Source organism: Nocardiopsis sp. CA-288880 (genome assembly GCF_050955985.1).
Taxonomy (GTDB): Bacteria; Actinomycetota; Actinomycetes; order Streptosporangiales; family Streptosporangiaceae; genus Nocardiopsis; species Nocardiopsis tropica.
In genome coordinates this window covers 967,886-987,745 of sequence record NZ_CP192105.1, presented here as the reverse complement: position 1 = coordinate 987,745, position 19,860 = coordinate 967,886, and the positions used below count along the sequence as shown (strand labels likewise).

Annotated in this window: 22 protein-coding genes; 12 read left to right on the top strand and 10 right to left on the bottom strand. The window is 74.4% G+C overall.

What is annotated here, in order from left to right; all coding sequences use genetic code 11:
• Positions 1-27: 27 nt before the first annotated feature.
• From ACQPYD_RS04430 to ACQPYD_RS04405, 6 genes are all read right to left on the bottom strand, one after another.
• Positions 28-195, bottom strand: coding sequence for a DUF3117 domain-containing protein (locus ACQPYD_RS04430; RefSeq protein WP_267948190.1), 168 nt, complete (start codon positions 193-195; stop codon positions 28-30).
• A 368-nt stretch (positions 196-563) separates the two neighbouring features.
• Entirely contained in the window at positions 564-1,163 is a 600-nt protein-coding gene (locus ACQPYD_RS04425; protein WP_344182218.1) for a hypothetical protein, read from the bottom strand.
• Between the two features lie 243 nt (positions 1,164-1,406).
• Positions 1,407-2,009, bottom strand: a complete 603-nt coding sequence (locus tag ACQPYD_RS04420; protein ID WP_433699890.1) for a hypothetical protein — start codon at positions 2,007-2,009, stop codon at positions 1,407-1,409.
• Positions 2,010-2,152: 143 nt separating this feature from the next.
• Positions 2,153-2,938: a TIGR00730 family Rossman fold protein gene (locus ACQPYD_RS04415; RefSeq protein ID WP_267948187.1), complete on the bottom strand. Its 786-nt coding sequence runs from the start codon at positions 2,936-2,938 to the stop codon at positions 2,153-2,155.
• Between the two features lie 109 nt (positions 2,939-3,047).
• A complete protein-coding gene (dapE, locus tag ACQPYD_RS04410) occupies positions 3,048-4,112 on the bottom strand; it encodes a succinyl-diaminopimelate desuccinylase (protein ID WP_330159672.1) in 1,065 nt (354 codons plus the stop codon).
• 397 nt (positions 4,113-4,509) lie between these two features.
• On the bottom strand, positions 4,510-5,346 hold the full coding sequence (locus ACQPYD_RS04405; protein WP_433699889.1) for a 2,3,4,5-tetrahydropyridine-2,6-dicarboxylate N-succinyltransferase: 837 nt from the start codon (positions 5,344-5,346) through the stop codon (positions 4,510-4,512).
• A 198-nt stretch (positions 5,347-5,544) separates the two neighbouring features.
• On the opposite strand from ACQPYD_RS04405, the gene ACQPYD_RS04400 reads away from it, so the two are divergent.
• Entirely contained in the window at positions 5,545-6,426 is an 882-nt protein-coding gene (locus ACQPYD_RS04400) for a hypothetical protein (protein ID WP_433699888.1), read from the top strand.
• A 108-nt stretch (positions 6,427-6,534) separates the two neighbouring features.
• Here the strand turns inward: ACQPYD_RS04400 and dapC are convergent, their stop codons facing one another.
• Both dapC and fdxA read right to left on the bottom strand, forming a co-directional pair.
• On the bottom strand, positions 6,535-7,644 hold the full coding sequence (gene dapC, locus ACQPYD_RS04395; RefSeq protein ID WP_433699887.1) for a succinyldiaminopimelate transaminase: 1,110 nt from the start codon (positions 7,642-7,644) through the stop codon (positions 6,535-6,537).
• Positions 7,645-7,814: 170 nt separating this feature from the next.
• On the bottom strand, positions 7,815-8,135 hold the full coding sequence (gene fdxA, locus ACQPYD_RS04390) for a ferredoxin (protein ID WP_013154907.1): 321 nt from the start codon (positions 8,133-8,135) through the stop codon (positions 7,815-7,817).
• Between the two features lie 182 nt (positions 8,136-8,317).
• Between fdxA and ACQPYD_RS04385 the strand changes: the two genes are divergently transcribed.
• The 3 genes from ACQPYD_RS04385 to ACQPYD_RS04375 all read left to right on the top strand — a co-directional run bounded on the left by ACQPYD_RS04385 (position 8,318) and on the right by ACQPYD_RS04375 (position 11,311).
• The gene (locus ACQPYD_RS04385; protein ID WP_433699886.1) at positions 8,318-8,575 is read left to right on the top strand and encodes a hypothetical protein; all 258 of its coding nucleotides are present in this window, start codon (positions 8,318-8,320) and stop codon (positions 8,573-8,575) included.
• Positions 8,576-8,788: 213 nt separating this feature from the next.
• Positions 8,789-10,150 (top strand): hypothetical protein, encoded by a 1,362-nt coding sequence (locus ACQPYD_RS04380; protein ID WP_433699885.1) that lies wholly within the window; start codon positions 8,789-8,791, stop codon positions 10,148-10,150.
• A 102-nt stretch (positions 10,151-10,252) separates the two neighbouring features.
• Positions 10,253-11,311, top strand: a complete 1,059-nt coding sequence (locus ACQPYD_RS04375; protein ID WP_433699884.1) for a site-2 protease family protein — start codon at positions 10,253-10,255, stop codon at positions 11,309-11,311.
• Between the two features lie 71 nt (positions 11,312-11,382).
• Here the strand turns inward: ACQPYD_RS04375 and ACQPYD_RS04370 are convergent, their stop codons facing one another.
• Entirely contained in the window at positions 11,383-11,871 is a 489-nt protein-coding gene (locus ACQPYD_RS04370) for a hypothetical protein (RefSeq protein WP_433699883.1), read from the bottom strand.
• A 38-nt stretch (positions 11,872-11,909) separates the two neighbouring features.
• The gene (gene mshB / locus ACQPYD_RS04365) at positions 11,910-12,776 is read right to left on the bottom strand and encodes an N-acetyl-1-D-myo-inositol-2-amino-2-deoxy-alpha-D-glucopyranoside deacetylase (RefSeq protein ID WP_433699882.1); all 867 of its coding nucleotides are present in this window, start codon (positions 12,774-12,776) and stop codon (positions 11,910-11,912) included.
• A 240-nt stretch (positions 12,777-13,016) separates the two neighbouring features.
• On the opposite strand from mshB, the gene ACQPYD_RS04360 reads away from it, so the two are divergent.
• The 8 genes from ACQPYD_RS04360 to ACQPYD_RS04325 all read left to right on the top strand — a co-directional run bounded on the left by ACQPYD_RS04360 (position 13,017) and on the right by ACQPYD_RS04325 (position 19,859).
• Positions 13,017-15,236, top strand: coding sequence for a prolyl oligopeptidase family serine peptidase (locus ACQPYD_RS04360; protein ID WP_433699881.1), 2,220 nt, complete (start codon positions 13,017-13,019; stop codon positions 15,234-15,236).
• Between the two features lie 280 nt (positions 15,237-15,516).
• On the top strand, positions 15,517-15,903 hold the full coding sequence (locus tag ACQPYD_RS04355; RefSeq protein WP_433699879.1) for a DUF3054 domain-containing protein: 387 nt from the start codon (positions 15,517-15,519) through the stop codon (positions 15,901-15,903).
• Between the two features lie 104 nt (positions 15,904-16,007).
• Positions 16,008-16,739, top strand: a complete 732-nt coding sequence (locus ACQPYD_RS04350; RefSeq protein ID WP_433699878.1) for a TrmH family RNA methyltransferase — start codon at positions 16,008-16,010, stop codon at positions 16,737-16,739.
• Between the two features lie 55 nt (positions 16,740-16,794).
• Positions 16,795-17,430, top strand: a complete 636-nt coding sequence (locus tag ACQPYD_RS04345; RefSeq protein WP_267948172.1) for a GNAT family N-acetyltransferase — start codon at positions 16,795-16,797, stop codon at positions 17,428-17,430.
• A gap of 127 nt (positions 17,431-17,557) precedes the next feature.
• Positions 17,558-18,202, top strand: a complete 645-nt coding sequence (locus tag ACQPYD_RS04340; RefSeq protein ID WP_433699877.1) for a GNAT family N-acetyltransferase — start codon at positions 17,558-17,560, stop codon at positions 18,200-18,202.
• A gap of 51 nt (positions 18,203-18,253) precedes the next feature.
• Complete coding sequence (locus ACQPYD_RS04335; protein WP_433699876.1) at positions 18,254-19,237, top strand: hypothetical protein; 984 nt, start codon at positions 18,254-18,256, stop codon at positions 19,235-19,237.
• A 38-nt stretch (positions 19,238-19,275) separates the two neighbouring features.
• Positions 19,276-19,476 (top strand): YlcI/YnfO family protein, encoded by a 201-nt coding sequence (locus ACQPYD_RS04330; RefSeq protein WP_433699875.1) that lies wholly within the window; start codon positions 19,276-19,278, stop codon positions 19,474-19,476.
• Positions 19,473-19,859, top strand: coding sequence for a type II toxin-antitoxin system death-on-curing family toxin (locus tag ACQPYD_RS04325; protein ID WP_433699874.1), 387 nt, complete (start codon positions 19,473-19,475; stop codon positions 19,857-19,859). Before ACQPYD_RS04330 ends, ACQPYD_RS04325 begins: the two co-directional genes overlap by 4 nt.
• Position 19,860 lies beyond the last annotated feature (1 nt).

Genomic DNA, 19,860 nt, shown 5'->3' with positions numbered 1-19,860 from the left:
CGGGGTGGGGGACGGTTCACTGCCGAACTAGCCGACGACACCCTTGAGCGCGTCCCGGAGCTCGGACGCCTCGTCTGGAGTCAGCTCGACAACCAGGCGTCCGCCGCCCTCCAGCGGGACCCGCATGATGATGCCGCGACCCTCCTTGGTGACCTCCATCGGCCCGTCGCTGGTCCTCGGCTTCATCGCCGCCATGCCATTCCCCTTTCTAGTGTTCCTCGCGGGTGACCGGGGCCGACCCACAGCACCGGCGCCGATCCGCGTGACCGGTCTCGGCTCCGGAGCCGCATGCCGGTTCCGGGTGACTCATGCCCGTGTGGCTTAAGGGGCGTGAATCACTCTTCGACCATTATCTCGGAGGTTCACCCCTCCGTGTGCGCCAGGCGACAGCGGGGCCGCCGCCCCGAGCACACGCCCACGAGGAATCTTCGGTCAGTAAGGTTATATCGGTCCTGACCGAAACTCGGGGAGTATCCGGGGCGCGGAGAGCCCCGCCGTCCCGGCCCACCGTGCGGACGCGCCCCTGCGGGACGCCCCCGACCTGGGGCCGGTCCCGCGCGGGGTCAGCCGAGGTCGCCCGTCGAGATCATCCGGGTCCCCTCGCGGGTGATGGAGGACCACTCCGCCCTCAGCCCGCCGCCGTCGGCCGCCGACCACACGGTCAGCTCGGCCTCGTCGACGCACCGGTCCTCGGGGTCGGCGGTCTCGGTGTAGGCGTAGACGCGGCGGTCGTTGTCGCCGGCCGACAGGACCAGGGTCCCCGAGCAGGAGAAGGTCGTCCAGGCGGTGCTGCCGCGCTCGGCGCCCTCCTCGATCCGGACCTCCGCGTGCCAGTCGGCCACGTGCTCGCCGTCGGTGTCGACCTGGCTCATCTCACCGGACCACGCACCGACGAACGCCTCGGCGGGAACGGTCGGACCGCTCTCCTCCTCGCCCGGCTCCGCGAGCACGGCCCACGCCGCGGCTCCGCCGCCGACGAGCAGGACGGCCGCGGCGGCCGCGGCCAGAAGGGTGATCTGGCGGCGGCGCTTCCCGCTGTGCCGGGTCGACCTGGGCGGCGGCCACAGGGACAGCTGTTGCACGGGGTGGGCCGGGGTCACCGAGGAGGCGGGCGCGTCGCGCCTGTCCCCGGCTCCCGACTCGAGTTCGGCTGCTGTGTCCATCCTCGCCATCCTCAACAACGCTGCACCCGCTCCGGCGGAACGGGGGTATCGAGTACAGCGACCGAGAATAGAGCACGCCAACCCGCCGGATCCGCCACAGAACGGCGCCGAGGCTGTGATGCACGGCATAGCGGGCGACGGATCGGCAGGTCGGACCGGGTGGACGCGCGCCGCGATTCCGCGGGCGGCCGCACACGCCGGAGCGGGCGGACCGGACTCCCCGGCCCCCGCCGCCGGGTCCGCTCAGCGCTGGTTCCCGCCGACCGCGGCGTCGTCCGAGGCGTCCTCCGACGCGTCGTCCGCGGCCTCGCCCCGGGCGGCGTCCCCGGGCCCCGCGGGGCCCCGCTCGGCGTCCCCGTCCCCGTCGGGCCCGTCGTGCTCGTCCGGCCCCTCGGAGCCGGCCCCCCGCACCGCGCCGGGCGCGTAGGCGTCCCCGGGCACCGCGCCGGGCGCGTAGGCGTCCCCGGGCACCGCGCCGGGCGCGTAGGCGTCCCCGGGCAGGTGCGCCCCGGGGAGCGGCCCGGTCCCCTCCGGGACGTAGGAGGGGTCGAGCCGCGACAGGCGCCACTCCAGGTCCTCGATCCGCTCCTCCCTCTCGCGCAGGGTGGTGGTGAGCCGCAGCAGCAGCTCGTCCACGGCGCGGACGTGGTAGCCCCACAGGGCGAGGGGGAGCATCACGCGGCCGAGGTCGCGCGCCCTGACGGCGCGGTCGTCCGGCAGGGGGAGCGGGGGGTAGTCGGCCTCGAACCGGGCGAGCTGACCGCCCTTGCCGAGCACGACGTAGACCACGCCGACGAGCACGGCCAGCGCGGCCGCGGCAACCAGGATCATGATGAGAACAGGCACGGACCCGATCGTGCCACACACCGGACCCCCTGGGGAGGCCGGCGGACGGGCGGCCGGAGGCGGCTCCGCGTGGGGACGGCCCGCACCCCGGGGCCCGCCCGCCCCCGCCCCGGCGGGCGGCGCCGGGCGCGCGTGCCCGGCCCCTACTGCTCGGGCCCCGCCTCGGACCGCGCCAGCTCCTCCTGCTCCCGCGCGATGTGCAGGTGGGACTTGCGGATGATGTCGACGACCTCCAGGGGGTCGTCGACGATCTGGACCAGCTCCATGTCCTGCGGCTTGATCAGCTCGTTCTCCAGGAGGCTGGTGCGGACCCACTCCTCCAGCCCGCCCCAGAAGTCGCGGCCGACCAGGATCACCGGGAACCGGGTGACCTTCTTGGTCTGCACGAGGGTGGCCGCCTCGAACAGCTCGTCGAGGGTGCCGAAGCCCCCGGGCAGCACGACGAAGGCCTGCGAGTACTTCACGAACATCGTCTTGCGGACGAAGAAGTACCGGAAGGTCATCCCCATGTCGATGTGGGAGTTGAGGGACTGCTCGAAGGGCAGCTCGATGCCGAGCCCCACCGAGAGCCCGCCGGCCTCCTGGGCGCCCTTGTTCGCGGCCTCCATCATGCCGGGGCCGCCGCCGGTGATCGTGGCGTAGCCCGCCTCCGCGAGCCTGGCGCCCACCTCGACGCCCAGGTCGTAGTAGCGGGTCCCGGGCTTGATCCTGGCCGAGCCGAACACGCTCACCGCCGAGGGCAGCTCGGACAGGAGCCCGAAGCCCTCCACGAACTCCGACTGGATGCGCAGGACCCGCCACGGGTCGGTGTGCACCCAGTCCGAGGGGCCGCGCCGGTCGAGGAGCCGCTGGTCGGTGGTGGTGCTGGGAATCGAGCTGCCCCGGTAGGTGAGGGGGCCGGCCCGCCTTACGTTCTCGTCTTCGGTCATGTCGTAAAGCTATCCGCGTGGGAACGGCTCACACCTGAACCACACGTGACCCGGCGGTGGCCACGAGCGGCAGGTTCGTCCCGGGAGGTCCGGGCCGGGCCCGCGGTGGTCATCGGGCCCCGGTCAGCCAGGCGACCATGCGCTCCTCGGCCTCGCGGATCCGCGCGATCTCCGCGTACTCGTCCCTCGTGTGCGCGAGCACGGGGTCGCCGGGGCCGTAGTTGACGGCGGGCACCCCCAGTTCCGAGAAGCGCGAGACGTCGGTCCACCCGAGCTTGGCGCGGGCCTCCCCCTCCCCCACCGAGGCGACGAACGCCGCCGCCGAGGGGTCGTCCAGCCCCGGGCGCGCGGGCGCCGCCGCGTCCACCACGCGCACCTCGAAGCCGTCGAACACCTCGCGCAGGTGGGCCTCCGCGTCCGCGACGGACAGGTCCGGGGCGAACCGGTAGTTGACCTTCACCACGCACTCGTCGGGGATGACGTTGCCGGCGACCCCGCCCTCGATGAACACGGCGTTGAGGCCCTCGTGGAAGCGCAGCCCCTCCACCTCCGGCTCGCGGGGGGTGTAGGCGCGCAGCACGTCGAGGACGGCCCCGGCTCCGTGAATCGCGTTCTCGCCCATCCACGAGCGGGCGCTGTGCGCGCGCCTGCCCCGGGCCACGACCTCCACCCGCATGGTCCCCTGGCAGCCGCCCTCGATCACCCCGTCCGTGGGCTCCATCAGGATCGCGAAGTCCCCGGCCAGCCACTCCGGGTGGTTGCGGGTGAGCCGGAGGAGGCCGTTGCGGGACGCGTCGACCTCCTCGTTGTCGTAGAAGACGTAGGTGACGTCGTGCACGGGTTCGGCGACCAGGGCGGCCAGCTTGAGCTGGACGGCGACCCCGGCCTTCATGTCGGTGGTGCCGCACCCGTAGAGGCGTCCGCCCTCGACGCGGGAGGGGACGTTGTCCACGATCGGGACGGTGTCGATGTGCCCGGCGACGACCACGCGGCGCGGGCGGCCCAGCCCGGTGCGGGCGACCACGGCGTCGCCGTCGCGGGTGACGGCGAGGTGCGGGAGGGCCTTCAGCGCCTCTTCGACCGCGTCGGCGAGGCTCCCCTCGTCGCCGCTCTCGGAACGGATGTCCACGAGTGCGGCGGTCAGGTCCGCCACGTCAGAGGTCAGGTCCAGCATGGTGTCGCCCCGTTTCCGAGCTGTGCTCCGCCGTCGTGCCGCGCGATCCGCCCGGCGGGTGCGCGGGCGGGTCGCGCGTACGGCCACCCTAGTGGGCCGGACGGAACCGTTGCCGGTGGGATATGCGGGGTTCTGACCTGGATGATCTCGTACTGGCAGCCGGTCCCGACGCCCCGGGGCCACGTGGCGGCGGCGAGGCGCTCGTCGGGGGCCTCGGCCGGGGCGGTCCGCCCATGGGCCCGACGGGGCCGGCCGTGGAGCTCGGCGGCCGCCCCGTCCGGCCCCGCACGGGTACGAGACCGCGGGGCGGTCCCGGAACGCGCGAGGGGCGCCCCCCGCCTTCGGAGGGCGCCCCTGCCGGACGCGGACGGCGTGCCGCCTGTCCGGCGGACGCGCGTCAGGCGTTGACGCCGTGCTCCCGCAGGAGGTCGTTCAGGGCGAGCTTGTCGTGCTCCTCGCCCTCCTGAAGGCGCTTGAGCACCAGCAGGACCGGCATGCCGAAGTCGCCGCCCGGGAAGCTCTTGGTCCGGTTCGCGGTCACGCACACCGACCAGGCCGGGGCCTCGCCGCGCTCGAGCTCCTCGCCGGTCTCGGCGTCGAACACGCGCGTGGAGGAGGTCAGGATGGTGCCCGCGCCGAGCTTGGCGCCGGTGCGCACGCGGGCGCCCTCGACGACCATGCTGCGGGAGCCGAGGAACGCGTCGTCCTCGATGACGACCGGGGAGGCCTGCGGCGGCTCCAGGACGCCGCCGACGCCGACGCCGCCGGACAGGTGGACGTTCCGGCCCACCTGGGCGCAGGAGCCGACCGTGGCCCAGGTGTCGACCATGGTGCCGGAACCGACGTAGGCGCCGATGTTGGTGAAGGACGGCATGAGGACGACGCCGGGGGCGAGGTAGGAGCCCCAGCGGGCGATCGCCCCCGCGACGACGCGGACGCCGTCGAAGCGGGTCTTCAGGGGCATGCGGTCGTGGTGGCGGAAGTCGCCGACCTGCGACTCCTTCATGTCCAGGACCTTGAAGCCGAGGAGGATGGAACGCTTGGCGCGCTCGTCGACCACGACGTCGTCGGTCGCCGGGTCGACGAAGGCCACACGGGCCTTGCCCTCGTCGATCAGGTCGATGGCGCCGGTGATGGTCTCGCGCGCCTCGGCGTGGGACGGCGTGAGTTCGGAGCGCTTCTCCCAGAGTTCGTCGATCTGGTCGGGCAGCGGGCTGGAGTACGAGCTGGTCATGTGCACACACGTTAGTGGTTCGCGAAAGGTGCGGGGGTACCCCCCGCCCGTGTGTGCCGGCCGCCTCCGGGGATCCGCCCGACGCGCCGTCCGGCGCGGACTACAATGCGGCCTGGGCTCGCTGCGGGCCCCGCGCGGCACGGGTGACGTTCCTCTCCGTGTGGTGCACCCCACCTGCTCCCGACCCTTGGTTCGCCTGTGCCCAGTAAGCGCCGGAGGCTCTCCGCCTTCGTCAAGATCCTGTTGTCCCTCTTCCTCGTGTGCGGCCTCCTCGTCGCGGGCGCGTACTACGTGCTGACCACGTTCGAGCCGGTCGAGACCGTGGTCGAGGCCCCCGATCCGGGCTGCCGTCTGCAGCTGTCCGACGGCAAGTACGAGATGGAGATCGCCCAGGCGGTGAGCGCGACCACGGTGGGCGGGGTGGCGTTCAGCCGCGACCTGCCGCCCGAGGCCGTGACCGTGGCGTTCGCGACGGTGTGGCAGGAGTCGGCGTTCTACAACCTGGAGTACGGCGACAGGGACTCCCTCGGCCTGTTCCAGCAGCGGCCGTCCCAGGAGTGGGGCGAGCCGGAGGAGATCCTCGACCCGGTCTTCTCCACCCGCGCGTTCTACGACGAGCTGGTGGAGGTGAACAACTGGTCGGAGATCCCGGTGTTCGAGGCCGCCCAGGCGGTCCAGCGCAGCGCGGACGGCTACGCCTACGACCAGCACGAGGGCCTGTCGGCGCGGATGGCCGAGGTGACCACCGGAGAGCTCGGATCGAGCCTGACCTGCTGGTACGACGCCGAGGGCCTGGACGCCCTCCGGGCGGGCGACGCGGACACGGCGGGCGCCCAGGAGGAGATGGCGAGGGTCTTCGGCGTGGACCCGGCGGAGCTCCCCCTGAACGCGGACGAGCAGATGAGGACCGGCGACCTCGGCTGGGCCATGGCCCTGTGGTCGGTCGCGCACGCCGAGGAGTACGGGCTGACCTCCGTCGCCTACGGTGACCGGCTGTGGCGTGCGTCGGACGGCCTGGACGGCGCCGAGGCGTGGACGGCGGCCGGGGAGGACACCCGGGGGCGCGTGGTCCTGGGTTGACCGCCGCGCGGTGACGCACAGGGCCCCGGCGCGCGTCGCGCCGGGGCCCTGTGCGTCCGCGGCGGTCCCGGGGACCGGCCCGGCGGGCCGTTTCCCGGGACCGCCCCGCTACTCCGCCAGCCGCTCGACGGCGGCCCCGACGCGCTCGTCGGTGGCGGTGAACGCCACCCGCACGTGTCCCGCCCCCGCGGCGCCGTAGAAGTCGCCGGGGGCGACCAGGACGCCGCGCTCGGCCAGGTGCGCGACCGCGCCCCAGGCGTCGTGGCGGGGGTGGCTCGCCCAGAGGTACAGTCCGGCGTCGGAGTGCTCGATCCGCCAGCCCGCCCCCTCCAGGGCCGCGCGGAGCCGGGCCCGGCGGGCCCGGTACCGCTCCTTCTGCTCGGCGGCGTGGGCGTCGTCGTCCAGGGCCGCCCGCATCGCCGCCTGGACGGGCGCGGGGACGATCATCCCGGCGTGCTTGCGCACCGCCAGCAGCTCTCCGACCAGGGCGGGGTCCCCGGCGACGAAGGCCGCCCGGTAGCCGGCCAGGTTGGAGCGCTTGGAGAGCGAGTGCACCGCGAGCAGGTTGTCGTGCGACCCGCCCGACACGTCCGGGTGCAGGATCGACACCGGTTCGGCGCCGTCCCAGCCGAGGTCCAGGTAGCACTCGTCGGAGGCCACCACGGCCCCGCGCTCGCGGGCCCACTCCACGACCTTGCGCAGGTGCGGGACGCCCAGGACGCGCCCGGTCGGGTTGCTGGGCGAGTTCACCCACACCAGCCCCGCCGGGGCCGGGCCCAGCGCCGTCAGGCCGTCGGAGGCGACCGGGGTCGCACCGGCGATCCGGGCGCCGACGTCGTAGGTCGGGTAGGCCAGTGCGGGGTGCACGACCGTGTCGCCCGCCCCGAGGCCGAGGAGGGTCGGCAGCCACGCGACGAGCTCCTTCGAGCCGACGGTGGGCAGCACCGCGCCCTCGGCGACGTCCACGCCGTGGCGGCGCGACAGCCAGCCTTGAACGGAGGCCCGCAGCTCGGGCGTTCCCCAGGTCAGCGGGTATCCGGGCGAGTCCGAGGCGTCGGACAGGGCCTTGCGGAGGGAGGCCGGGACCGGGTCGACCGGCGTGCCGACGGACAGGTCCACGATGCCGCCGGGGTGCGCCGCGGCCGTGCGCTTGTACGGCGCCAGCCGGTCCCACGGGAAGGTCGGGAGCCGGTCCGCCACGGGTCGCCGCTCGGCCATCGGTGCACACTCCATCCATCGGTTTCGGTTCGCACAGCAATCGCGCCGACCCGCCGGAGGGGGTCGGCGCGACACGTCACCGCGCGGGTGACCCACGCCCGCGCACCCTCTGCGCCAGGGGGGTGCGGTGGCGGCTCGGCCCCTGTCGGGCCGGAACGCGGACTGCGCGGCTACTCGGCCTGCGGGGGCAGCTTCGCGACGAGCGGGTGGTCCCGGTCGATCTTGCCGACCTTCGAGGCGCCGCCCGGGGAGCCCAGGTCGTCGAAGAAGTCGACGTTGGCCTTGTAGAAGTCGGACCACTGCTCGGGCAGGTCGTCCTCGTAGTAGATGGCCTCGACCGGGCAGACCGGCTCGCACGCACCGCAGTCGACGCACTCGTCCGGGTGGATGTAGAGCATGCGGTCGCCCTCGTAGATGCAGTCCACGGGGCACTCGTCAATGCACGCCTTGTCCAGCACATCAACACAGGGCTGCGCGATGACGTAGGTCACGTCGTACTCCTTGTCTCACCCCCGCTTTCCACGGGGGAGGCGGGGACCTTGAGAACCCCGGACCGGGTTCGGCGTGCGGGCGCCTATGCCCTGCTCCCGGGCTCTGCAAGCAAATGGCACAGATGTCGTCCTCCTAGTATGGCGGCGAAGAACAACCGGCGCACAATCGGGGGGCTCGTTCGATGCACATGGGAGGACGTCTCGTCCACCGGATAACCCCGGAGGACGTGGGCCGCCGGGTATCCGTGCGCACGGCCCTCCCCGGGGGCGGGTTCACCGATATCGTCGGGGTCGTGGAGTCCTGGGACGGCGGCGTCATCACCGTGCGCCGGCGCGACGGCTCCGCGGTGGAGGTCGAGGAGTCGGCCGTCGCCGCCAGCCGCGTCGTTCCGCCGGTGCCGCCGCGCCGCCGCGGCGGTCCTTCCCCGGGGACGGCCTGAGCCCCGTCGCGGGCCGGACGGTCCCGGCGCCGGGCGCGGCGTCCACACGTGCCTGGACACAGGCATTCTTCGCCCCGTGCGGGGTAGGAGACGCACAGTCCCGGAGCGGGTCCCGGCCCGGCCCTCCCGGGGACAGACGAACGAAGCGACGCGCCCCCCGCGGAACACCGCGCGGACGGGCGCGGGTACGCGGGGAGGTGGTGAGCGCCCGTCATGCGCGAAGCAGTAGCGTCCGCCCTCGCCGAGCTGGCCCGACGGGACGAGCGGGCCGCCGAGACGGCACGGGCGGCGTTGGACGCCCTGGCGCCGGACCAGGAGCTCGAGAGGCTCAACCAGCACGCCGTCCAGCGGTTCTGCTGGTTCGAGCTCCCGGTCCGCTTCCAGGACTCCGCCGACGAGCAGCTGTTCGCCGTGCGCTCCCTCGGCAGCCTCTTCTCCCTCCTCCAGCTCTACCGGTACGCGCAGATCTGCTCGGCGCAGGAGACCTCCTCCCTGCTCGCCGTCTACTCCGAGGACCACGCGGCGGGGCTGGCCATGTACGAGCGGCTCATGTGGGAGTCCGGGGTCGAGCCCCCGGACCTCCCCGAGCTCACGTGGGGCACCGCGGTCGGCGACGCGGAGATCCGCGCCCGCGACGAGACCTCGGCCGCCCTGGAGCTGGCCATCTCCCTCGGCGACGTCAGGCCGGGGAAGCGCGGCTGGCGTCCGGCCCAGGAGCAGTTCACGCGCTCCTTCCTGACCCGCCCGGGACGGCGGGGACTGAGCCACCTGGACCTGGTGCGGGAGGAGCGGGTCCGCGCGTGGCTCGGCTCGTCGGCGCACCCGCACCGGCAGCGGCTGTGGCCGCTCGTCGGGCAGATCATCGCCGGCGCGAACGTGCCGCGCGCGGCGGACCGGTCGATGGCGCCGCTGCAACGGCTGCTGGACCTCGCCGCCGACGGCATCTCCCTCACCCAGATCGGCTACATCTCGCCGGGCGTGGTCCGCCAGATGTGCGCGGACTTCGGTTGGCGGACCACCCCCGAACCCCCGCGCAGCGAGACGGACGCGACCCAGCTGATCGCCCTGCACCAGGCGCTGCGGGGCATGCGCGCCGTGCGCCGCTCGGGGCGCCGGCTCGTCCTGACCCGGCGCGGGAGGCAGCTGCGCGAGGACCCCGAGGCGCTGTGGCGGGCCTCCACCGAGACCCTGTGCCGAACCGGCGGGCTGGAGCAGGCGGCGGCGGAGACGCTCCTGGGCATGCTGCTGTCCCGCTCCCCGCAGGGCGGCGGTTCGCACGAGCGCCGGCGCGAGTCGGACGTGGAGGCGGCCGAGAGGACGCTGACCGAGTCGGGCTGGGTGCCGCCGGAGCCGCCGCTCGCGTCGGGCCGGCACGCCGCCTCGCACCGGCGGACCGCCGAGGCCGCCTCGGACCGGGTGCGGGCGCTGGTGATGGCGGTGTGCTGGCTGCTGGAGACCCTCGGCCTGCTCGGCGAGGACGACGGCGCCGGGCACCGGGAGCTGACGGCGCCCGGCCGCGCCTTCGCGGTCGCGTGCCTGCACCAGTCGGCGGTGGCCCCCCGGGCGGTCGTGTAGGCCCCCGCGCCGCCCGGCCCTCCCTGGGCCGCACCCGCTGCGCACGGGTCCCGCCCAGGGCCTAATCTGGAGCGCGACCCACCCGCGACCAGCAGGAGCACCATGCCCACGCCCGAACCGCCCCAGAAGGCGGAGACGACCGACGCGCCCGGACCCGACCGGGGCGCGGACGAGGCGCCCGGCGTCGACCCGTGGGACAGGATGCCCGAGGGCGCCCTCAACCGCCCCGACCTGGACGGGGACGACGACGAACCGGCGTCCTCCGGGGAGGGGGGCGCAGGGGCTCCCGGACCCGGCGGGGACACCGCGGACGCGGAGGACTCCCCCGGGGACGACGGAGCGCCCGCGGAGGGCGCCCCGGCCCCGAGCCGGCTCGACTTCCTGCCCAGCCCGGTGTTCGTCCTGCTGCTGGGGCTCACGGGGTTCGCCGGCTGGCTCTCCTGGCGCGCGGTCGAACTCGACTGGGCCGCCGAGGGCGCGAGCGTCACCCCGCTGATCCCGCCCCTGCTCATCCTGCTGGGGTGGATCGTCTCCTCGGCCGTCCACGAGTTCGCGCACGCGCTCGCGGCCTACCTGGCCGGGGACCGCTCGCTGCGCGGGAGCGCCTACCTGAGGCTCAACCCGTTCGCCTACGAGCAGGCCTTCGCCGGGCTCGTGCTGCCCTCGCTCTACCTGGGCCTGGGGGCCTTCGGCATGACCGGGCCGCCCTCCTACGTCGACTGGGACCGCATCCCGTCGCGCGGCCGGCGCGCCGCGGTGGCGCTCGCCGGCCCGCTGGCCAGCCTCCTGCTGTCCGCGGTCCTCGCCGCCGTCGTGACCGTCCTGGTCCCCCCCGGCAACGACACCACCAACTGGGCGATCGCCGCGATGGCGCTGCTGTCCTTCGCGAACCTGACCGCCGCCCTCGTCAACCTGCTGCCCGTCCCGGGCCTGGACGGCTTCGAGGTGCTGGCCGCGGCGGCGCACCGCGCGCCGTGGGTCCCCGCCGCCCGCCGCAACGCCCTGTTCGGCTCCGTGGCGGTGTTCGCCGTCCTGTGGTTCCCCGGGGTCAGGGAGGTCGTGGTGAACCTGGTGTACGGCCTGTTCGACCTGGTCCTGCCCAACCCGGTGTTCCCCGGGATCGCCTTCTACGGGGAGCTCCTGCTGCAGTTCTGGGCCTGAGCCCGTACACGCGGAGAGGACCCCGGGGATGGCCCCGGGGTCCTCTCCCCGTGTACGGCCCGACGCCGGGGTCAGCCCCCGTTCGGCGGGTGCGCGGCCGCGGGGGAGCGCGTCTGCGGGGGCGGGGGGGCGAAGATCCCGCTGCGGACCACGGAGAGCGCCAGGACCAGCATCGTCCCGAACAGGTACGCGTTGTGCATGAGGTGGTTCCTGAGGACGGCGTCACCACCGGGGAGGTAGCTGACCAGGGCGATCAGCACCGCCAGGAATCCCGCCGCGAAGGCCACCGCCCCGGACGGGCCCCGGGTCCCCCACGCGCACAGGCGGCCCGCCCCGTACAGGAGCGCCAGGAAGGCCACCAGCCCCGCCACCGACAGCAGGGTCGCGGGCCGGCCCGCGTCCCAGTAGCGGGTGAGCCAGCCGGCGCCGGTCGTGGACAGCAGGCCCAGGAGGGCGCCGAGCAGCAGCAGGACCGCGAAGGTGGCCGCGGTCAGCAGCGACGACAGGGACGTCCGGGGCGGTCTCCGCTCTCCGGCCCCGGTGGACTCAGGTGTGCTCACAGCAGACGAGGGTAGACGGTCGCCCGGACCGCCCGGGATCACAGCCCCGAGAACAGGTCCGTCTCGTACTCGCCCGGCCGGACGCGCGGCGCCGGCCCCAGCAGCAGTGTGAAGTACTCGACGGCGTCGATCTCCTGCGCGATGCCGTTCGACAGGGCGAACCGCTCGCCGTCCACGGTGATCTGCGTGGCGTGCGCCCGCATGGCCATCGCCTTCGCCGCCCAGTGCGCCCCCGCGTCGACGCGCGTGGTCACCAGCTCGTCCGGGGTGCCGCGCGCGATGTCGGACACCCGGGCGGGCGGGGTGAACGGGCCCGCCTCCTCGTTGAGCCGCGCGATCGACGCCTCGATCACGGACACCGGCTGGGCGATCGCGTAGAGCTTGCCGACCTGCCAGGGCGTGCCCGCCATGGAGCGCTCACCGGCCCGGGCGCACGCGCGCCGGGTGATCCTGTGCGCCTGGACGTGGTCCGGGTGCCCGTAGCCGCCGTACTCGTCGTAGCTGACCAGTACGTGCGGCCTGACCTCGCGGATGACCTCCGCGAGCATCGTCGCGGCGGCCTCCGGGTCGGCCCCCGCGAACGCCTTCGGGTGGTCGTTGGCGGGGCCGCCCGCCATGCCCGAGTCCCTGTAGCGGCCGGCGCCGCCGAGGAACCGGTGGTCGCGCACGCCCAGGGCGACGCAGGCCTTCTCCAGCTCGCCGATCCGGTGGCTGCCCAGGGTGTCGTCGCGGTCGGCGGCCAGGTGCGCGAGGTCGTCGGGGATGACCTCGCCCTCCTCACCGAGGGTACAGGTCACCAGGGTGACGCCGGCCCCCTCGGCCGCGTACTTCGCCAGCGTCGCACCCGTGACGATGCTCTCGTCGTCGGGGTGCGCGTGCACCATCATCAGTCGCCTGTCAGTCACATAGCGAACGATACCGGTCGCATCACGACATGGCGTGACCTTCACACACCCGTGTCCGACCGGGGTCCGGAACCCCGCCCGGTGCGACGGGGCGCGGGTGCGGAAGCCGGAGCGCGCCTCCCGCGGCGCGAGGGGCGGGTGCGGCCCCCGGGAAGCCGCCCGGCGCGGACCCCCGCGCGTCGTGGCCGGTGGGGAGGGGACGCGCCCCCGCCCGGGCGCGGCATGGGACACAATCCCCCTATGAGTTTTCCTCGCCAACAGGCCCGTACCCAACGCTTCACGATCGGTGTTCCGCGCGCGTTCCAGATCTCGCCGGACGGACAACGCGTCGCCTTCCTCCGGGGGCGCGACGGAGTAGACACGGGCACGTGCCTGTGGGTGCACGAGACGGAGGCCGGGACCGAGTCGGTGGTCGCCGACCCCAAGGCCCTGGGCGCCGACGACGAGAACCTCCCCCCGGAGGAGCGGGCCCGCCGTGAGCGCCTCCGCGAGAGCGGCGGCGGCATCGTGTCCTACTCGGTGGACGACGCCTTCACGAGGGCGGTCTTCACCCTGTCCGGGCGGCTGTTCTACGTCGACCTGGTCGGCGACGGCGGCGCGCCCCGCGAGCTGCCCGCGGCCACCCCTGTCGTGGACCCGCGGATCAGCCCGGCGGGCGACCGCGTCGCCTACGTCAGCGGCGGGGCCGTGCGCGTCATCGACGTCGCCGCGGCCGAGTCCGACCACGGCGACAGGGTGGTCGCCGAGCCCGACGGCGACCACGTCACCTGGGGTCTGGCCGAGCTGGTCGCCGCCGAGGAGATGGGCCGCTACCGGGGCTTCTGGTGGGCTCCGGACGGTTCCTCGCTGGCCGTCGCCCGCGTGGACGAGTCCGCGGTGAACACCTGGTACGTCTCCGACCCCGGCCGCCCCGAGCAGGAGCCGACGGCGCTGCGCTACCCGCCGGCGGGGGGCGTCAACGCGGACGTGCGCCTGGCCGTGTTCCCGGTCGGTTCGGCGGGGGCGTACCGGCGGGACGGCCGCCCCTCCCCCACCTGGGTGGAGTGGGACCGGGAGGCCTTCCCCTACCTGTCGACGGTCGGTTGGACCACCGGTCCCGACGGCACCCCCACCGTCGTCCTCACCGCGCAGGACCGCGGCCAGCGCTCGCTCACCCTCCTCAGCGCCGACCCGGCCACCGGCCTGGTCGCCGAGGTGCGCACCGACACCGACGGCGTGTGGGTCGAGCTGATGCCGGGCGTGCCCGCCCACACCGCCTCCGGGGACCTGGTGTGGATCGCCCGCGGGCCCGAGGGGCCCGAGGGGCCCGGTGAGCGGCGCGTGTACGTCGGCGGCGCGCCCGTCAGCCCCGCCGACGTGTACGTGCGCGGGGTCGTCGACGTGGACGGCGACCGCGTCCTCTACACGGGCTCGCCCGCGGGGAGCCCCGGCGACGTCTCCCTGTGGCTGGTGGACCTGGCCACCGGCCTGTCGGCGCCGGTGGAGGTCCCCGGGCACGGCTGCTCCCGGTCCGCCGACTCGGGGGCGCACAGCGGCCTGCGCTCCGGGCGGCTGCGCGGCGGCACCCTCGTCGTCCAGCACCGGTCGATGGACTTCGCCGGGGTGCGCACCGTGGTCGTGCGCAACGCCGACACCGAGACGCGGCGGGCGTACTCCGAGATCCCCAGCCTCGCCGAGGCGCCGGAGCTCCCCGAGCCGAGGGTGGAGTTCTGGCGCGCCGGCGAGCGGCGGATCCCGACCGCGCTCGTCCTGCCGTCCTGGTACCGCGAGGACCTCCGTCCGCTCCCCGTGCTGATGGCCCCCTACGGGGGACCGCACGCCCAGCGGGTCCTCAACGCGCGCGGGGCCTACCTGACCGCCCAGTGGTACGCGGAGCAGGGCTTCGCGGTGCTCATCGCGGACGGCCGCGGCACCCCGGGGATCGGGGTGGAGTGGGAGCAGAGCGTCCACCTCGACCTGGCGGCGCCGGTCCTGGACGACCAGGTGGCGGCCCTGCGGGACGCGGCGGCCCGCTTCCCCTTCCTGGACACCGCGCGCGTGGGCATCCACGGCTGGTCGTTCGGCGGGTTCCTCGCCGCGCTCGCGGTGCTGCGCCGCCCGGACGTGTTCCACGCGGCGGTGGCGGGCGCGCCGGTCATCGACTGGGCGCTGTACGACACCCACTACACCGAGCGCTACCTGGGCACCCCGCAGGAGCGCCCGGAGGCGTACGGGCGCAGCTCGCTCCTGGAGGAGGCGGCCAAGCTGGAGCGCCCCCTGATGATGATCCACGGCCTTGCGGACGACAACGTGGCGTTCGCGCACACCCAGAGGATGTCGTCGGCCCTGATGGCGGCGGGCCGCCCGCACACGGTGCTGCCGCTGTCGGGGGTGACGCACTCCCCGTCCGACCCGACCGTCGCGGAGAACCTGATGCTGCTCCAGGTGGAGTTCCTCAAGGAGAACCTCCGGGGCGAGTAGCGGGCGCCCCGGGCCCCGGCGGGACGCGTGCCGGGGCCCGGGCGCGCACGGTGCGGGCCGCACCCGGCGCCGGCCGCGAAGGGTCGGTGAACGCGCCCGACCGCGGCGGGACGGCCGTCGTCCGGCGCTGCGCGCACAGAGCCCGTGCCCCTCCCCTCCCGGTGCTCCTGCCCCTGTGGCGAGGTTCGCTCCGGGACCGGCTCCGGGTACGGGACCGTCCAGGTCAGAGCCCCTCGCACCCCACCGGCAACGGTTCCGGCCGTCCCGTTAGCCTGGTGGCATGCGTTCGTATGCGGCGCCGCTCGCCTTCGCGGCCGACCTGGTCTGTGTGCTCGCCTTCGTCGTGATCGGCAGGGTCGACCACGAGTCCGGGACCGCCCTCGCGGGGATCTGGGGCACGGCCTGGCCGTTCCTGGCCGGGACGGTCCTGGGGTGGGCGGTCACCCTGGGCTGGAGGGCCCCCGACCGGATCTGGCCGGTCGGCCTGTTCGTGTGGGCCGTGACGGTGGCGGGCGGGATGGTGCTGCGCCTGCTGACCGGCGAGGGGGCGCCGTTCAGCTTCGTCGTCGTCACGTCCCTGTTCCTGGCCGCGGCCATGCTCGGCTGGCGCGCGGCGGCCCTCCTCGTCGCACGGAGCCGGCGGAGCGGCCCGCGGAGCGGCGGCTGAGGGCCTGATCCGGCCACGGACCGGGTGATCGCCCCCGGAGCGGCGGCCGAGGGGCCGGCGGCGCCCCCGCCGAGGAGGCGCCGGGGGTTCGTAAGCTGGAACGGATGAACGAGCATCCCGCACCCCAGGCCACCCTCCCCTCCTCGGTCGCGCCCGACGCGCCCGACGGCAACGGCGAGGACGAGGCACGCGAGGTCGGTGTGGGCCCCTGGTCCGGACCGTGGCCCGAGGGCGACCACTACGACCCCGACCTCCTGGCCGGGGGCGACCGCCGCAACGTCGTGGACCACTACCGGTACTGGCGGCGCGAGGCGATCGTCGCGGACCTCGACACCGTCCGCCACCCCTTCCACGTCGCCGTGGAGAACTGGTCGCACGACTTCAACATCGGCTCGGTCGTGCGCACCGCCAACGCGTTCGGGTGCGCGGCGGTCCACATCGTCGGCCGCCGCCGGTGGAACAAGCGGGGGGCGATGGTCACCGACCGCTACCAGCACGTCCACCACCACCCCGACACGGACGCCCTGGTGGCGTGGGCCGAGGAGCGCGGGCTCCCCCTGATCGGGATCGACAACCTGCCGGGAGCCGTGCCGCTGGAGACCTACCCGCTGCCGAGGGACGCCGTCCTGGTGTTCGGGCAGGAGGGTCCGGGGCTGTCCGAGGAGGTGCGGAAGGTGTGCCGGGCGGTGCTGTCGATCGCCCAGTTCGGTTCGACGCGGTCGATCAACGCCGGCGCGGCGGCCGCGGTCGCGATGCACGCCTGGGTGCGGGCCCACGTCTTCGACCAGCCGGTGTCCGGACAGGCCTGCGCCACACCCGCCGAGGCGCTGCCGTGATGGTTCCGTGATCTACCATGTGCGTGAGGCCGCCCCCTACCAGAGAGCAGTGCGCATGAGCCCGACCGTCACCTCCGCAGCCCGTCCCGCCACCATGGACGACGTCGCCGGCATCGCCCGGGTCCTGAGCAGATCCGCCCACGAGGACCCGTTCTTCCGCTGGCTGTTCCCCGACGACGAACTCCGCATCGCCAAGACGCGGCGCTTCTTCGCCCTGACCGCCGGGTTCGGCTACGTCCCCGCCGGCGGCACCCGGGTCGCCGAGACCAGGGACGACCCGGAGTCCGCGCCGGTGGTGCGGGGAGCGGCCCTGTGGGCGCCGCCCGAGGCCAACCCCGAGGGGCAGCTGGTCTCGCTGCGCACCTGGCCCCACTGGGGCCCGCTGATCGGCCGGGCGCGCCTCACCGCGTTCGTGCGGGTGTTCGCGGAGTGGAAGCTGGCCGCTCCCCAGGAACCCCACCTGTACCTGGCCACCCTGGGCGTGGATCCCGTGGTCTCCGGCACCGGTGTGGCGGGCGGCCTCCTCTCCGACGGCCTGGACCGGGCGGACTCCGAGGGGATCCCCGTGTTCACCCAGACCCTCGACGACAAGACCGTCGGCTTCTACGAGCGGTTCGGCTTCCGCGTGTCCCGCGAGGTGGAGAGCCAGGACGCGGGCACCCACTACTACCTGATCCGCGACCCCTCCTGAGCCTCCGCGGGGCCGGAGGGGACCGCGGGGCGGTCGGGGTCTTCCTCGGAAAACGCAGCACCCGGAATGTTCGCGGGATCTACCATGAGCGTTGACCGGAGTCCCGTGAGAGGGAAGAGGCACCCCCGTGAGCCCCACGGCAGCCGCGGCGCGGACCCTTCGCACCGCGAACATGAACGACGTCCCCGCCGTCGCCCGGCTCCTGGGGCGCGCCTTCCACGAGGACCCGTTCTTCCGCTGGTTCTTCCCGACCGAGGACAGGCGCATGGTGCGGACCGCGCGGGCCTGCGCGCTCCTGGCCGGGTTCGGCTACGTCCCGAGCGGCTACACCACGGTGGCCGAGTGCCGCGAGGACTCCGTGCGCGGCCCGGTGATGCGGGGCGCGGCCCTGTGGGCGCCGCCCGGCGCGGCCCCCGAGGGGTTCGCGATGACGCTGCGGTCGCTGCCGCACTGGTCCCGCCTGGTCGGCCTCTCCCGGATCCCCGAGATCGCGCGGTACACGGGTGAACTGCGCGCGGCCGTCCCCGAGGAGCCGCACTGGTACCTGGCCCTGCTGGGCACCGACCCCGGGGTCCGCGGGACGGGCGTGGGCTCCCAGCTGCTGCGCGCCGGCCTGGCGAGGGCCGACGCGGACGGCGTCCCCGTCCACCTGGACACGACGAACCCCGCGAACCTCGGCCACTACGAGCGGTACGGATTCCAGGTGGTGCGGGTGGTCAGCGACCCGCGGGCCCCCTCGGCGTACTGCATGGTCCGCCCGCCCGCGGCCTGAGGGGGGCGCCGGCGCCCCCTCTCCCCCCTCCGGGGCTGAGAGGATGGCCGGGTGAACATCAGAGGCGTCTCGTACCACACCGACCACCTCCCGGCCGGTCTGGTCGAGCGCGACATGCGCACCGTCCGGGAGGACCTGCGCTGCACGGCCGTGATGCTGATCGGCGACGACGTCGGACAGCTGGAGTCGGCGGCCGGGGCCGCCCTGGCCGCAGGCCTCGACGTGTGGGTGCGCCCCCGGCACGACGGCCGGACGCCCGCCGAGCTGGTCGCCCACCTCGCCGCCGTGGCGGACATGGCCGAGGGGCTGCGCGCCGCCCGGCCGGGCCGGGTCACCCTGATGGTCGGCACCGAGTTCTCGCTGACCGTCCGCGGGCTGCTCCCCGGGCCCGGCGAGTTCTCCCGGCTCCAGATCATCAGGCGCCCCCGGCTGCTCAGGCTGTTCTCCCGTCGCGTGAACCGCAGGCTCCACACCCTGCTCGCGACCACCGCCGCGGTGGCGCGCGAGCGCTTCCACGGCCCCCTCACCTACGGCGCCGCGGGGTGGGAGCGGGTGGACTGGTCGGTGTTCGACGTCGCCGGGACGAACCTGTACCGGGCGGGCGCCGACGACGCCGCCTACGCGGAGATCCTCGACGCCCGCATGCACGAGGCCGGGCGCCCGTTCGTCGTCACCGAGTTCGGGTGCGGCGCGTACGAGGGCGCCGGCCTCCGGGGCGCGGGCTCGTTCTTCGCCGTGAACTGGTTCGCCGACCCGCCGCGCCTGCGCCGGGGCACGGTGCGCGACGAGGGCGTCCAGGCGCGCTACCTCACCGAACTGCTCGACCTGTACGAGGACCGGGGCGTGGAGGGGGCCTTCGTGTTCACGTTCGCCATGCCCGGGTTCCCGCACAGCGAGGACCCGGAGCACGACCTGGACATGGCGGGGTTCGGCCTCGTGCGGGCCCCCGCCGACGACCCTGCGGCATGGACGCCGAAGGAGGCCTTCCACGCGGTGGCACGCCACCACCGCGCCCAGGAGTCCGGGGGCCGGTAGTACCGCTCATCGGTACCACCTCTGAGTACCATGTCCCCATGAACATGAATCTGCGCCTCCCGGAGGACGTGCACGCCCGTATCAAGGAGGCGGCCGAGGAGGACGGCACCAGTGTGAACTCCGAGGTCGTGACCGCCGTCAGGGAGTATCTGGCACGCCGCCGGACCGAGAGGGTGCGTCGGCACGCCTTGGACATCGCGCAGGAGGACGCCGAACTCCTGGCGAGGCTGGCCGAGTGACGCACTACCTCACGAGGGCCGACGTCACCGTGATCGTCCAGGCGGTCCTGCCCGCCACCGCGGTCATGAGGGACGTCGGCCTGCTCCAGGCCGCCCTGCTGCGTCCGCAGACGACCGTGTTCGGGGAAGACGCGTACCCGGACCTGTGGCAGAAGGCCGCCGCCCTCATGCAGTCGGTGCTCATCGGGCACCCGCTGTCCGACGGCAACAAGAGGCTGGCCTGGACCAGTGCCAGGGCGTTCCTCCGGCTCAACGGAGAGGGCTTCGGCCCGGTCGACCAGGATGCGGCCTACGACCTGGTGATCGCCGTCACCACGGGAGAGCTGGTGGACATCCCGGAGATCGCGGAGCGGCTGAGGAAGCTCCCCGCCCCCCTGCGGTGAC

What these genes read in the sequence shown, in the direction of transcription:
- ACQPYD_RS04355 (WP_433699879.1), top strand. Translation starts at nt 15,517, where the DNA reads ATGCGTTCGTATGCGGCGCCGCTCGCCTTCGCGGCCGACCTGGTCTGT.
- ACQPYD_RS04380 (WP_433699885.1), top strand. Translation starts at nt 8,789, where the DNA reads ATGCGCGAAGCAGTAGCGTCCGCCCTCGCCGAGCTGGCCCGACGGGAC.
- ACQPYD_RS04415 (WP_267948187.1), bottom strand. Translation starts at nt 2,938, where the DNA reads ATGACCGAAGACGAGAACGTAAGGCGGGCCGGCCCCCTCACCTACCGG.
- ACQPYD_RS04425 (WP_344182218.1), bottom strand. Translation starts at nt 1,163, where the DNA reads ATGGACACAGCAGCCGAACTCGAGTCGGGAGCCGGGGACAGGCGCGAC.
- dapC (WP_433699887.1), bottom strand. Translation starts at nt 7,644, where the DNA reads ATGGCCGAGCGGCGACCCGTGGCGGACCGGCTCCCGACCTTCCCGTGG.
- ACQPYD_RS04375 (WP_433699884.1), top strand. Translation starts at nt 10,253, where the DNA reads ATGCCCACGCCCGAACCGCCCCAGAAGGCGGAGACGACCGACGCGCCC.
- ACQPYD_RS04345 (WP_267948172.1), top strand. Translation starts at nt 16,795, where the DNA reads ATGAGCCCGACCGTCACCTCCGCAGCCCGTCCCGCCACCATGGACGAC.
- dapE (WP_330159672.1), bottom strand. Translation starts at nt 4,112, where the DNA reads ATGCTGGACCTGACCTCTGACGTGGCGGACCTGACCGCCGCACTCGTG.
- ACQPYD_RS04360 (WP_433699881.1), top strand. Translation starts at nt 13,017, where the DNA reads ATGAGTTTTCCTCGCCAACAGGCCCGTACCCAACGCTTCACGATCGGT.
- ACQPYD_RS04385 (WP_433699886.1), top strand. Translation starts at nt 8,318, where the DNA reads ATGCACATGGGAGGACGTCTCGTCCACCGGATAACCCCGGAGGACGTG.
- ACQPYD_RS04330 (WP_433699875.1), top strand. Translation starts at nt 19,276, where the DNA reads ATGAACATGAATCTGCGCCTCCCGGAGGACGTGCACGCCCGTATCAAG.
- ACQPYD_RS04430 (WP_267948190.1), bottom strand. Translation starts at nt 195, where the DNA reads ATGGCGGCGATGAAGCCGAGGACCAGCGACGGGCCGATGGAGGTCACC.
- ACQPYD_RS04350 (WP_433699878.1), top strand. Translation starts at nt 16,008, where the DNA reads ATGAACGAGCATCCCGCACCCCAGGCCACCCTCCCCTCCTCGGTCGCG.
- ACQPYD_RS04405 (WP_433699889.1), bottom strand. Translation starts at nt 5,346, where the DNA reads ATGACCAGCTCGTACTCCAGCCCGCTGCCCGACCAGATCGACGAACTC.